18 protein-coding genes are annotated in these 12,930 nt (G+C 43.6%); 5 read left to right on the top strand and 13 right to left on the bottom strand.

Translation table 11 applies throughout. The features are described from left to right. The first annotated feature begins 9 nt into the window (after positions 1-9). From ccoO to ubiB, 4 genes are all read left to right on the top strand, one after another. Entirely contained in the window at positions 10-621 is a 612-nt protein-coding gene (gene ccoO / locus Q0X97_RS04185; RefSeq protein ID WP_302065837.1) for a cytochrome-c oxidase, cbb3-type subunit II, read from the top strand. Positions 622-625: 4 nt separating this feature from the next. Beyond that, positions 626-790 carry a CcoQ/FixQ family Cbb3-type cytochrome c oxidase assembly chaperone gene (locus Q0X97_RS04180; RefSeq protein WP_302065838.1) on the top strand — a complete coding sequence of 55 codons (165 nt, stop codon included), beginning with the start codon at positions 626-628 and terminating at the stop codon, positions 788-790. 30 nt (positions 791-820) lie between these two features. Continuing rightward, entirely contained in the window at positions 821-2,176 is a 1,356-nt protein-coding gene (gene ccoP, locus Q0X97_RS04175) for a cytochrome-c oxidase, cbb3-type subunit III (protein ID WP_302065840.1), read from the top strand. 271 nt (positions 2,177-2,447) lie between these two features. Then, positions 2,448-3,959: a ubiquinone biosynthesis regulatory protein kinase UbiB gene (ubiB, locus tag Q0X97_RS04170; protein WP_302065841.1), complete on the top strand. Its 1,512-nt coding sequence runs from the start codon at positions 2,448-2,450 to the stop codon at positions 3,957-3,959. A 75-nt stretch (positions 3,960-4,034) separates the two neighbouring features. Here ubiB and Q0X97_RS04165 read toward each other — a convergent pair whose 3' ends face one another. Beyond that, positions 4,035-5,165, bottom strand: a complete 1,131-nt coding sequence (locus Q0X97_RS04165) for a PilT/PilU family type 4a pilus ATPase (protein ID WP_302065842.1) — start codon at positions 5,163-5,165, stop codon at positions 4,035-4,037. A 173-nt stretch (positions 5,166-5,338) separates the two neighbouring features. Here Q0X97_RS04165 and Q0X97_RS04160 point away from each other — a divergent pair, with 173 nt between their 5' ends. Next, positions 5,339-6,058, top strand: a complete 720-nt coding sequence (locus tag Q0X97_RS04160; protein WP_302065844.1) for a 5'-methylthioadenosine/adenosylhomocysteine nucleosidase — start codon at positions 5,339-5,341, stop codon at positions 6,056-6,058. 1,167 nt (positions 6,059-7,225) lie between these two features. Here the strand turns inward: Q0X97_RS04160 and Q0X97_RS04155 are convergent. The 12 genes from Q0X97_RS04155 to Q0X97_RS04100 form a co-directional block, all read right to left on the bottom strand. Beyond that, entirely contained in the window at positions 7,226-7,396 is a 171-nt protein-coding gene (locus tag Q0X97_RS04155; protein ID WP_302065845.1) for a hypothetical protein, read from the bottom strand. Positions 7,397-7,982: 586 nt separating this feature from the next. Next, entirely contained in the window at positions 7,983-8,183 is a 201-nt protein-coding gene (locus Q0X97_RS04150; protein WP_302065847.1) for a hypothetical protein, read from the bottom strand. Between the two features lie 57 nt (positions 8,184-8,240). Continuing rightward, positions 8,241-8,657, bottom strand: coding sequence for a type II toxin-antitoxin system VapC family toxin (locus Q0X97_RS04145; protein ID WP_302065848.1), 417 nt, complete (start codon positions 8,655-8,657; stop codon positions 8,241-8,243). 2 nt (positions 8,658-8,659) lie between these two features. After that, positions 8,660-8,932, bottom strand: a complete 273-nt coding sequence (locus Q0X97_RS04140) for a type II toxin-antitoxin system prevent-host-death family antitoxin (protein ID WP_302065849.1) — start codon at positions 8,930-8,932, stop codon at positions 8,660-8,662. A 163-nt stretch (positions 8,933-9,095) separates the two neighbouring features. After that, positions 9,096-9,491 (bottom strand): hypothetical protein, encoded by a 396-nt coding sequence (locus Q0X97_RS04135; RefSeq protein ID WP_302065851.1) that lies wholly within the window; start codon positions 9,489-9,491, stop codon positions 9,096-9,098. Positions 9,492-9,532: 41 nt separating this feature from the next. Beyond that, complete coding sequence (locus Q0X97_RS04130) at positions 9,533-9,808, bottom strand: hypothetical protein (RefSeq protein ID WP_302065852.1); 276 nt, start codon at positions 9,806-9,808, stop codon at positions 9,533-9,535. 24 nt (positions 9,809-9,832) lie between these two features. Then, positions 9,833-10,549, bottom strand: a complete 717-nt coding sequence (locus Q0X97_RS04125) for an antA/AntB antirepressor family protein (RefSeq protein WP_302065854.1) — start codon at positions 10,547-10,549, stop codon at positions 9,833-9,835. A gap of 108 nt (positions 10,550-10,657) precedes the next feature. After that, a complete protein-coding gene (locus tag Q0X97_RS04120; protein ID WP_302065856.1) occupies positions 10,658-11,326 on the bottom strand; it encodes a hypothetical protein in 669 nt (222 codons plus the stop codon). 84 nt (positions 11,327-11,410) lie between these two features. Then, on the bottom strand, positions 11,411-11,707 hold the full coding sequence (locus Q0X97_RS04115; protein ID WP_302065857.1) for a helix-turn-helix domain-containing protein: 297 nt from the start codon (positions 11,705-11,707) through the stop codon (positions 11,411-11,413). Between the two features lie 10 nt (positions 11,708-11,717). After that, entirely contained in the window at positions 11,718-11,924 is a 207-nt protein-coding gene (locus Q0X97_RS04110; protein WP_302065859.1) for an AlpA family transcriptional regulator, read from the bottom strand. Between the two features lie 100 nt (positions 11,925-12,024). Then, on the bottom strand, positions 12,025-12,324 hold the full coding sequence (locus Q0X97_RS04105; protein ID WP_302065860.1) for a hypothetical protein: 300 nt from the start codon (positions 12,322-12,324) through the stop codon (positions 12,025-12,027). Between the two features lie 13 nt (positions 12,325-12,337). Further along, positions 12,338-12,829, bottom strand: coding sequence for a hypothetical protein (locus tag Q0X97_RS04100; protein ID WP_302065862.1), 492 nt, complete (start codon positions 12,827-12,829; stop codon positions 12,338-12,340). Between the last annotated feature and the right edge of the window lie 101 nt (positions 12,830-12,930).

The raw sequence follows: 12,930 nt of genomic DNA, 5'->3' as shown, positions 1-12,930 counted from the left end.
GCTACCAAAATGAAATTACAACAATTAGCTGAAGAAAAAGTCGGTGCATTGATTTTGTTTACCTTCTTGGTAATCAGCGTTGGCCTTCTGATTGAAGTTGTGCCGCTGTTTTTTACCAAGTCGGTAACGGAACCGATTAAAGGTATAAAGCCTTACAATGCGCTGCAAGTAGCGGGACGTGATATTTATGTACGTGAAGGCTGTTATAACTGCCACTCGCAAATGATCCGTCCTTTCCGTGCGGAAACCGAACGTTACGGCCACTATTCTGTTGGTGGTGAATCAGTGTACGACCGCCCGTTCCAATGGGGTTCTAAACGGACAGGTCCAGATTTGGCACGAGTCGGCGGTCGTTACTCAGACGAATGGCACCGTATCCACTTGTTAAATCCTCGCGACGTCGTTCCTGAATCCAATATGCCTGCATTCCCGTGGTTGGCACGTAACAAAGTGGATATTGAAGCTACTGTTGGCAACATGAAAGCCTTACGTGCGGTCGGTACACCTTACAGTGATGAAGAAATTGAAAAAGCTCCCCAAGAGCTGGCTAATAAATCAGAGCTGGATGCAGTAATTGCGTATCTGCAAGGCTTGGGCTTGGCATTGAAAAACGTAAGGTAACATCATGGATATTAACTGGGCGCGCTCGCTATTTACCATATGGGTGTTTGTAAGCTTTTTATTGGTTTTGTATATCGTACTGAACAAGCGTAATAAGCAAAACTACAATGATGCGGCAAACAGCATTATGGAGGATAACGATACCCCTGATGATGAGAGCGGGCGCTAACCAGTAATACCGTGATAACGGAGTAAAATAATGAACACAACTTCCCAATTTACCAGTAATTTCTGGAACATATACATTGCCATTATCGTAGTGCTCAGCTTTGTCGGTTTGGCTTGGTTGCTATTGTCACAAAATAAAACCAAAGCTCCGCCCAAAGGCGAAGAAGTCAAAACAATGGGGCATTCGTGGGACGGCATTGAGGAATACAATAATCCTTTGCCTCGCTGGTGGTTTTTTCTTTTTATCCTGACTATGATTTTTGGGGCGGCATATTTGTTTTTGTACCCCGGTTTAGGTGACTATAAAGGTTATTTGAATTGGACAAGTCAAAACCAATACGAGAAAGAGGTTGCAAAAGCCGATGAGCAATATGGCAAGATTTATGCCAAGTTTGCAAACATGCCCATTGAAGCAGTAGCCAAAGATCCTCAGGCACAGCGTATCGGTAAAAATCTGTTTGATACTTACTGTATCCAATGTCATGGTTCTGATGCAAAAGGCTCGAAAGGTTTCCCTAATTTGACTGACCATGACTGGTTATGGGGCGGAGAGCCTGCACAAATTCAGGAAACCATCAAAAAGGGCCGTATTGGCACGATGTTGGCGTGGGGGCCTGCATTAGGTGAGGAGCGCGTTAAAGATGTTGCTCACTATGTAATGTCTTTATCCAAAGGCAAAGACCAATATGATCCGGAACGTGCCGAGCGTGGCAAAGCTTTGTTTAGTGGTCCTCCTGCAAACTGTTTTACTTGTCATGGAGATAAAGGGCAGGGTATCAAAGGATTGGGGCCGAATCTGACTGATGATGTATGGTTATGGGGTGGTACCCAAAAATCTATCATTGAGACCATTACCAATGGCCGTCATAACCAAATGCCTGCTTGGGACAATTTCTTGGATAAAGACAAATTGCATATTATGACTGCGTATGTTTGGGGATTGTCTAATAAAGATGCTAAAGCAGTTACTGCGAAAGCTGAAAAAACAGCTCCGAAAGAAACAGTTTCCAGCCCCGTTGCTTCTGCAGTTCCGACTGAAGATAAAGCTGAAGTAACTTTTGATACTAAAGCAGGTTCTGCGGTTGCCACTTTTTATTTTGCAACCGGTAAGAGTGAGATAGCTAAAAATGCGGCAACAGTTTTACTTGATGTGATTAAAGCCGGCAAGGATGGCAAAAAATTGATCATCAGCGGTTATACAGATAGTACTGGTAATGTGGCTGCTAATGCCAAATTATCAAAAAAACGTGCCGAAGCAGTTAAAATGTTCTTAGAAGCTCAAGGGGTTGATGCTAAAAACATCGAATTACGCAAGCCTGAAGATACTACTGCTGCGCAAGGAAATGATGCAAGTGGTCGTAAGGTAGAAGTAAAGGTTGAAGGCTAGTAGTTCTTTGCTGATATGAATATAAAACCGCTCCTATTTAAGGAGCGGTTTTTTTATGGTATTGATGTGCGTTGCAATGCTTATCTATAAATCTATGAAATATCATTTATGTTGATAATTGAGGGCCGATTATATTTGGTTTTCAGACGGCCTAATATTTATAAAGTTGTAGGGTAAAATACAAGTAGTGAGTAGATGCCATATTATCCCTAACTGTATATTCATGCTTTATAATCCAAACTTTCAGTATTTATATTTGGTTTGATAAGTCATGAAGTGGCTCAAACGTTCTTCTACTATTTTAAAAACCGTTTACCGTTACGGATTGAGCGATCTTGTCGCAGGACATACCGATAGGTTTTGGTTGCGTTCTTTATTACAAAAAATTCCCAAGTCCTCAGTTGCATCAGATGAAGCTTTGCCGGTTCGCTTACGCTTGGCTTTAGAAAGTTTGGGGCCGATTTTCGTTAAGTTCGGACAGGTTTTATCGACTAGGCCGGATTTAATTCCACAGGCCTATGCTTTAGAGCTGGCCAAGTTGCAGGACCGTGTTCCTCCCTTTGATGCAGAGCTTTCACGCCACCAGATTGAAGAATCGTTAGGGCAATCAATCGAAACGCTGTATGCTGAATTTGAAACCACACCGGTGGCCAGTGCCTCAGTTGCACAAGTGCACAAAGCCCGCTTACACAGTGGTGAAGCAGTAGCGGTAAAAGTGTTACGGCCAAACATTGCGCCGATCATTGAACAAGATTTGGCCTTGCTGCGCTTTGGTGCAGGCTGGGTTGAGAGATTGTTTTCAGACGGCAAGCGTTTGAAACCTCGAGAAGTGGTTGCTGAATTTGATAAATACCTTCATGATGAGCTGGATTTAATGAAAGAGGCTGCAAATGCCAGCCAGCTTGGGCGTAATTTTAGAGACAGCAATATGTTGCTGGTGCCAAAAGTATATTATGACTATTGCAGCCGTAATGTACTTACCATTGAATGGATGGAAGGTATACCGGTAGCTGACATTGCAACGCTTCAGGAAAAAAATGTAGATTTGCATCAACTTGCCCGTTATGGTGTCGAGATTTTCTTTACACAAGTGTTTCGGCACGGTTTTTTTCATGCGGATATGCATCCCGGCAATATTTTAGTGACGGATAGCGGTCGTTATATTGCTCTTGATTTTGGTATTGTCGGAAGTTTGACCGAATATGACAAACGTTATCTTGCCATCAATTTTTTAGCTTTTTTTAACCGTGATTATCACCGCGTCGCTACTGCCCATATTGAATCGGGTTGGGTTCCTCCAGATACCCGAGCCGAGGAATTGGAGGCAGCTGTTCGCGCAGTATGCGAACCCATTTTCAACAAGCCATTGTCGCAAATTTCTTTTGGCATGGTGTTGATGAGATTGTTTGAAACCAGCCGCCGCTTTAATGTGGAAATTCAACCGCAGCTCGTTTTATTGCAAAAAACGTTGTTGAATATTGAGGGGTTAGGGCGCCAGCTTGATCCTGATTTGGATTTGTGGGCAACAGCTAAACCGTTTTTAACTAAGTGGATGAATGAGCAGGTGGGGCCGAAAGCTTTATTGAATAACTTGAAAAAAGAAGCTCCCGATTGGGCGCAGATTCTGCCTAGCTTACCGCGTAAAATTAATTTATTGGTTGATGAAACCCGTCAGCAAGAAATGCGCGATGCTTATATTCATTTAGTTAAAATCCAGCAAAGGCAAAATTTTTGGTTGGCTGTGATAGCAGTGGCATTACTATTGATTGTATTGTTCAAATAGTAATTTGAGGTTCATTACATTTATAAAAGGCCGTCTGAAAATATTTTTCAGACGGCCTTATCAATAAATTTTTTATTAAATCAATTCTAAATCGGGACCTGCATTTTGGGCGCGGCGACTACGTAATTGGATATCCAAGCGTAAGTCATTGGCGGAATCTGCATTTTTAATCGCGTCTTGGAAGCTGATCAGACCTCCTTCATATAGCTCATACAAAGCTTGGTCAAAAGTTTGCATGCCGAGAGCTTGTGATTTTTTCATAATTTCTTTAATAGAGTGTACGTCACCATTATGAATTAATTCAGCTACTAAGGGAGAGTTGAGTAATACTTCAACCGCTGCAACACGACCTTTGCCCCCTTCCCTTGGAATCAAACGCTGTGAAATAAAAGCCTGCAAGTTTAATGACAAGTCAGTTAGCAATTGTACACGACGTTCTTCCGGGAAAAAGTTAATAATGCGGTCGAGTGCTTGGTTAGTACTGTTTGCGTGTAGAGTGGCCATACACAAGTGGCCCGTTTCTGCGAAAGCAATAGCATAATCCATTGTTTCGCGATCACGAATTTCGCCAATTAGAATTACATCCGGTGCTTGGCGAAGTGTATTTTTCAGGGCAGCAAACCAGTTTTCAGTATCAACACCAACTTCGCGCTGGGTAATGATGCAATTTTTGTGTTCATGCACAAATTCGATGGGGTCCTCAATTGTGATGATATGATCTTGGCTGTTTTCATTGCGATAATCAATCATCGATGCGAGAGAAGTAGATTTACCGGAACCCGTTCCTCCGACAAAAATGACTAATCCCCGCTTTTGCATGGCAACTTTTTGCAGTATAGGCGGTAAATTGAGTGTTTCAAATTTGGGAATGTTGCTGGTAATGGTACGGAAAACCAATGCCGTAGCACCACGCTGCACCATAGCATTAACCCTGAAGCGGCTGGTATCGGGAGTGCTGATAGCAAAGTTGCATTCATTGGTTGCCATAAATTCTTCCGACTGCTTGGGGGACATAATTGCAAAAGCAATCTCCATACAGCGTTCCGGAGTTAAGGGCGTATCAGTAATACGGGTAATTTTGCCATCAAGTTTCATTGCAGGCGGGAAGTTGGCAGTAATAAAAAGGTCGGAGCCTTTATATTTATTTAATGTACGCAGCCATGAATAAATTTCTTCTTTTGCGGAGAGAGTATTATTTTGTTCCATTTTGTTACTTGAGTAAAATTGCATTAATATATTTAATATTATAGCAAATTTCAGATTGCATGAAGCAATAATATTTGCTTATTTGCCATTATTCTGTTTGAAAAAGTTGATAATGGCCTGCCTGATAATGGGTGCGTATAATACTTGTCAATTTAAATTAATAAGGTAATAAAATGACTGAAAAAATATCCAAAAAATACTCAACAATAGCCATTATCGGTGCAATGGAACAAGAAATCGAATTGTTGAAACACAGTATGGAAAATGTGGAAAGTATGCAATTCGGTCATTTTACTGTTCATCATGGTTCTCTATCAGATAAAAAAATCATATTGGCATTGAGTGGAATCGGTAAAGTAAATGCGGCTGCTATTACAGCATTAGTCATCAGTCGCTTTTGTCCTGATTGCATCATTAATACCGGCAGTGCAGGCGGATTAGGGCAAGGTTTAAAAGTGGGGGATGTAGTAATTGGAGAGCGGGTTGCCCATCATGATGTGGATGTTACAGCGTTTGGTTATGTTTTAGGGCAGGTACCCAAGCTTGGTGTTTCGTTCGAAACTGACTCGAAGTTGTTGGAGGTTGCAAGTCAGGCTGCTACTGCTTTTCAGGGAGCTACTGTACATCGTGGTTTAATTGTTAGCGGCGATCAATTTGTTCATAGTACTGAGAAAGTAGAGTATATCCGTACACATTTTAAAGAGGTACTTGCGGTAGAGATGGAGGCGGCAGCAATTGCTCAAACTTGCCATCAATTAGCAATTCCTTTTGTTGTTATACGTGCTATTTCAGATTTGGCGAATGAAAAAGCAAGTATGAGTTTTGAAGAGTTTTTGCAGGTTGCATCGGGTAATTCTGCTAAGATGGTTATGAAAATTATAGATTTGCTTTAATAATAAAAAGGAGGAGGATTCCGACGTTTTTTTTTACATTTTCCTTTTCTTGTATGAACATTCAATTTGAGATTTCTTAGGAATGTAAAGAATATCATAGGGTGTGGAAAACTGCATGGTTCTTTATAGCGTTTAAAAGCAACATGGCCGGGAAACTTAATATCCATTACAGCATCCCTCGCTTTGAGGGATTCCCTATGCTACCTGAAGTTTACTGTCTTGTACTAAATATTAGGTTTTCTGGTTATAAAAAATTATTTCAGCAAAAAGTAGATGTTGTTTGGTATAAAAAGAGCAAATAATTTGGCTCTTTGTTAATAGGAGTTTAGTAAAAGCTTCAGTTTGAGATTGGCATCTTTATCTGAACTTTCATTTAGATGATACGATTAGTTTTAAGTGAAATATATTATTGACAATACTTTAGAAAATTTGATGTTAAGTAGGATAAGGAGAGTGAGGAAGAGGGACTATCAGATAAAAGAGAACCGCTTATAGTCGGAGCCTCTATCGAAACAGTAAATTAATATATTGAATATATTTATTTTAATTTGATTTTTCAGTTACCAACAATTTTACCAACATTTTGCAAAGGTCAAAGCGTTTGGCGGCGGGGCTGGTGTTGTTTGCGAAAAGGCAAAAATGCCTGCCCTTTTTATGGATCAAAAATTCACGCGGCCAATATGTCAGAAAATTCCGCTTCCCCTGTTCGGGCTTTCCCCTGTTTGCGCTTTGCCGTGGGGTTGTTTTTCAAGTATTTGATTTTGCCTGAATGGCGGAATCGGGCAAGGCGGGAAAACCGTTTTAGCGGTTCTTAAAATCGTATTTGATTTTATTGGATTTTTTTCATTTTGAAATCAACCCCATGTAAGAAAGGTGTTTTATGGCCGTGAAAGGTTATGAGATTTGCGGCGGTGAATCTGCTATTTTGGTGTTTGAGTAGTGCCTGTATTTTCAAAATGCGCTGTAAACCGTCTATTTTCGCATCAGATTGCGTTTCAATCATCTTGGAATGCAAATCATAGGCAAGCCGTTAAATCGATTCTGCGCGCTTCTTTTCAGCCTTTATTTAAATTGATGTATTTGCTTCACATTTTAATACCCCCGCCGTTTGCATGGGATTGATTTTGAAAATGCAGGATTTGCAGGTGCAGGGACGTAAGAGATTCGCTAGGGGGTATCGGCGTTTTTGCCGATAGGTAGCGCATCTTTTGCAGGGGGCGCGCCCTGCCTTGCTCGTCTGCTGTCTGCAATATCGGTGCGGTGGCTTTCCGTTTCCGCTCCGTCTGCATGGCACGGTTGCCGGCTCCGTCGGTTGTTCGACTGTTTCAGGAACTCCATGCCTTTGCCCCCGCTGCGCGGCGGCTTCCTTTTCCTGTTTGTGTTTTCTGTCTTCAGGCCGTCTGAAAATCCGTCTGCCCGTTTTTCACGTTTTCGTGATTTTTTGTTTTTTCGGATTTTTCAGTTTCGGCGATTTTCGCCCCCGTGCATTTTCGCTGTATTTTTTTTGAAAAACTGAAAATCGAAAAGCTAAGGCTGCGCCATCAGAACCATACTGCGTATGGTAATTTATAAAGGTGGGTAAAAAATACCTATCAAAAGGGGGTAAAAATGGCATGACTTGGGTAAAAAATACCCATCAAAACGCCTTTTTGCTTAATTTTTAAGCAAGTGATGGGTAAAAAGTACCCTTATTATTGCAAAAAGTACCTATCAAGAATTAATTAATTTTGAATGAATTTACCCTAAATTGTTGACAATCTAACCACTAAACCATCTCAAAGCAAGGGCAGTTTCTGAATGAAAATCAGGGTAAATTGTCAACAATCTGTCTAGTTTTCAATCGGTGTTTTGCCTATTTCTTAAGCATTTTTGATTCTGCATTTCGTGGTTGTTGATGTGCTTGCTTCACATATCCAATGTGTCATTAAATTATCATCGGCTCGTTTTTCGGATAGGAGGTATCGGCGTTTTTGCTTACTTTTTTACGAGTCAAAAATTTCCCGCTCCGTGTATGCAACGGGGTAGATCTGCCCTGTTCGGGGTGTTGCCCGTCTAAGTAGGGGGTAAGGCCGTCTGAAAGGGGAAACGCGCTGTAAATGCAAAATAGGGGTGTTGGCGGGGGCATGAAAAAAACCGCCCTTGTTTAGGCGGTTTTCGGGGATTGAATCGGGCTGCCGATATTTCAGACGACATCAAAGGGGTTAAACAGCTTTACGCCGGTATGGGCAAAGTCGGCGGTATTGCGCGTTACCAATATCAAGCAGTGCTGTATGGCCGCCGCTGCTACCCACGCGTCGTTTTCGGGTGCGGGGTCTGGGGTATGCAATCGGGCGCAAATGGCAGCGGTGGTTTCATCTATCGGCAAAATGCGGTTTTCAAACGTGGGCTTCACGGTTTGCTCAAGCCATGCCCTCAATACCTGCCCTTGTGCTTGGTCTTTGCGTTCCATGCGTAATACGCCCCGTTCAAGCTCCATGATGTTTATTGCGCTGGTGTAAAGCATAGCGGCATCTGTTGATTCCAGCCATGCTTTTACTCCGCTGTTTACTCTATTTGGGCGGCGCGTTTCGCTGATTATGTTGGTATCCAGCAAATACACGGTTACTCCCCAAAATCCACTTCACGCCGTTGTGCTTTGCTGCGCGGCGGTATTTCAAAATCTATTTTTTCCAATTCTGCTGATAGCTCGGGGGAAGGTGTTAATGCTTCTAGGGCATTTCGGGGCTTTCCTGCCAACCTTTGATATTCGGCATAGCTCAATAAAACCAATGTGGGCTTCCCCCTGTTGGTTATCGTTAACGGGGCATTGTCTGCTTCACGCATGGCGCGGCCCGTGTGTTGGTTAAATTCCCTGCTTGTCATGATGGCTGCCATGATGTCGCTCCTTTCTTTTGTGTTTGTATCTATGTTACTACTTTGTATTATCTGAAACAATCCAATAGCGTATTACGGATAAAAAAACACCAGCGGTGATGGCTGGTGTTGTTAGCAAATGTTAGCATCTCAAACTGTTTTGGCGAAACTCGCAAGCTCGTTTTCAGACGGCTGTTTTCCAATCGTCTGTAAACGTGTGGGTGGCCGGTATGTCCAATATGCCGCCGCAATCGTCAACGGCAAAAAAGGTTAGGGCGTATAGGCTGCATCGGTTCTTTCCGCCTTGCCTGCTTACTGTGATGAAGCCTTTATTTTTAAGCTCCGTGATGGCTTGCCGTAAAGTCTTATCCGAACCTATGCCTATTTCAGCGGCGGTTTCGCTGCATTGTACGGCGGAAAGATTGCCGTTGTTGCTGCCGGTATATTGCGATAACAGATATAGCAGCACTTTTACGGCGGTGCCGCTCAATGCCCGAAATTGCGGGGCGCGGATTACTTCTACCGGTAGCTGCCGGTATGGTCGGATTGTGCGTTTGCCCCTTTGGTGTTTTCTTGCCATATTTCCATTCCTTTTCGGTTGGCGTTTTTCAGGCGGCCTTTTTACTGCTCCAGCGCGTCGGCGAACTTCTGATACACGGCGGCGCGTGGATCGGCGTTGGTTTCCAGTATCAGAAACAGTAAATCGGGCTGCTTTTCCCTACGCTCGGCAATTTCTTTCTTGGCGGCCGTCTTGGTAGGAAAATAGCCGATTGTTTCGTATCGGTAAGTCAACGGCTCGTCTGTGGGATAGCCGATTGCCAGTAGGCATTTTTTCGGCGGCGGGGGTGTTTTCTTGGTTTCGGTCTGTTTGGTGTTTTCCGTTTTGATGTTTGTCATGATGCTTTCCTTTCCGTGCTGTGTTTATGCGTTGCTTTCCTGCAAGATTACGGCCAGCTTTGCCAAACCTTTCGGGGTAATGAGTGCTTGCGTGTAGGGCTGCCCGTTTCTGTCTGAAATGCCGGTTACCTGAATCATCAAACCTTGATTGATAACCTGCTGTGTAGCCTGTATCGGGCGCGTGCCCCATATCCATTTTTTCTCTCTCAATAACCCGATCAGTTCTTTCCGCGTCATCTTCAGGTGCTTGGCGGTCAATGTGATATTGCTTGCTCCTTTGCTGTCTGCCAGTAAATCAAGGGCGGCGGCTTTCGGCTCTGCTACGGCAAGGCGTTTCTGTTGCTCGGCGTTCTTTTCCACTTCGTCCGCCCATGCCCGGGCGGCTATGGCGGGGTTGGTAAAGTCGGGTAGGGTCGGTGCCGCTTGTTTGGCCTGCCGCTCCATCTCGATAAAGTAGGCGCGTGCCTGTTTGCCTTTGTCGGTGCGCTCTACCATCGATAACTCTTTGGCCATCTCTAGCGATAGGGCATATTCAACACGGGGGCGGCCTCTTTCTGATTTTTCCCCAATTTCGGTGAAAATTACAAAGTCTTGATTTTCAATAAATCCGTATTGCTCGATACGTTCTTTAATCCATGTTGAAAAGTCTTTGCCTACTTCCAAAAAAGCGTGAAGCTCACGGGCGTTTACGGTTTGCTGCTCTTCGTGATTGATGGTGTTGCGGTGTAATGTGATATTCATGATGTTTACTCCGTTTCAGACGGCCTTATCTCAATACCCGCCTGAAAAAAGGTTGCACTTACCCCGCCTTGCCCGCGCGGGGCAAAGCTGGGGGAATAGCAAAGGGGGTTATGCCTGTTGGATCAGGTAGGCATCGTAAGGCTTGGAATAGGCTTTAACGGCCTGCTCTGCGGCTTGTTTGTCGGCAAATGTGCCAAGTGAAAGCCATTTGCAGCCGGTAGCGTCCAGTTCGGGATAGCAGGCAACGGGAACGGCAATGCGTAAATCAACGGCGCGGGCGGGTATGTGCTGCCCGTAAGCGGGGGCGGTTGTCCTGATACCGTTTTCAATCAGCTTATCGCGCATCATAGCGGCTGCTTTACCATATCCGGCCAGCTTGGCGGCGGCCTGTGCAAATGTTTCCGCCGCTTTCAAATATTCGGGGATATGTTCATGCTCGATTTCAGCGATAAACATTTCATATTGCGATCCAAACAATAAACGGCGCAATTCCTCAATGCGGTTTGCCAGTTCCAAACGCTCGGCATACAGACGCTCCAAAAGCTCGGATTGGGCTGCCGAAATATCGGCCGCTCGGTCGGCTTGGTCTCTCTTGGCGGCAATGGCCGCATCAAGCTCTTTCACTTCGCTGTTTTCAAAATCGGTCTTGCCTATTGAAAGCAGGCGGGCAAAAAGGCTTTTCCGCTCGCTGCGTAAATGCTCGGCCTCGGCAACGGTTTCTTTTGCTGCCGCCGCGCCCGTTTCTGTTGCTGCTATTTGGGTATCTAGCTCCTTCATCTGCTTTTGTGCTTGTGCAAATAATTTCTTTATTGTTTTAAGCGTTTGTTTTGTATATTGAAAATCTATTGTTTACTTTCCTTTTTAGTTTGCCAGCGTGTAGATGCCGCGTTTAACGGTTTTGCCCTTTTTGTTGATGTACGGCTGCATGGTGCAGACAACGGGATAACCTGCATGGCGCAAGTCATAGATACGCGCCTGAAAGCCCATGATGCCCATCTGTGAGGCTTCGTAGCTCGTGATGCTGCCGTGGGTGCGGATATGGTTCAGGATTTCGCCGCATTGTGAATCAGGCTCAAACGGGGCATAATGGCGGCTTGATTTAGGGGGATTGATGCCGTCTGAAATGCTTTGTGCGTTTTGGGCGGTTTCGTTTTTCATGGCTCGCCCCTTAGATACGGTTTGCCGCTTGTTTGGCGATATAGTCGTCTATTTCGCTTTCCAGCCAGCCGATTGCATTACCGCTGCCGGACAACTTAAACGGGCGGGGCATATCGGGGTCGTGGCGGCGGTTTTTAGGGTCGAGACGATACCAAAGTGTGCTTGATGAAATGCCTAAGCGTTTGGTTACTTCGTGTTGTCGTAAGATGGTTGCCATAAGTCAATCGCTTTCTGCCCGTGTGGGCGGGGTTGATGAAATATGGCAAAACGATACCGCCCATTGCGGGCGGTTTCAGTACAATTAGATTTTTTGAAGTCTAATTAGATTTTTTCAGTTTGTTTGCTTCTGCAAACTTGTCTCTCAGATTGGATCCCGACAATCCGTAACCTTCTTCTTCGTTTGCCAGATATTCAATGATTTCGGCTTGGTTCTTGTAGATTCCTTTATCAATCAGCATATCTCTCAGGGCTAATATGATGTTGAATAACGATTTCCTGTCATCAGTTTGTTTTGCTTTTTTTTCTGTTATTTTTTCTCTTAATAAATTTTTCAATCTGTCAAAATCGACACGCGTTATATATAAGTCTTTGTAAGAAAATATTATTTTGCTATCCATGTAGCCGCTGCTATCAGGTGGTAAAATTTCTCCACCTGTATCTGACATTCTGAAAGTGAACATTGGTTTTGATTAGCCTAAAAAATACTGTTTTCTTCTCAATTTCTGATAATTCTTGCCAATAAAAATCCAAAAGATATTTTTCGGGGGAAATATTTTCTCCATCTTCATTTTTCAAATATTCAAACGAACTAATAGAAACCTGTTCTTCGCACTCCAATCTTTTTAATAAACATTTAGGTATTAACAAGAAACCATCGGGCATGATAGAAGTAATAAAACGTTGTGCGTTTCCTCCCTCGATATTGTTTGACATAGGGGCTGTTGCTATATGCGCAATATTTTCATTTTCTGAAAATACATTTAAGCATAAATCAGTTATGCCAACTGCTCCATAATGTACTAAATCTGCCGGTGTGTATGTTTCATTAAATTCTCTGCCTAATTCATCGGCTGCATCTTTAAGTGTGTAATATGCTCTCCAAACCATTTCAAACGCTCCCAAAACGTCAATTCCCTGCAAAATAGAAAACCACACCAGCAAGACTAGGGATTGCCCTGTTTTCGCCTTTGGTAGCTAATCGCGGGCTAGGTGTGGCTGTAAAC

Source organism: Neisseria sp. MVDL19-042950 (genome assembly GCF_030504625.1).
Taxonomy (GTDB): Bacteria; Pseudomonadota; Gammaproteobacteria; order Burkholderiales; family Neisseriaceae; genus Neisseria.
This window is presented reverse-complemented; position numbering and strand designations above follow the sequence as displayed.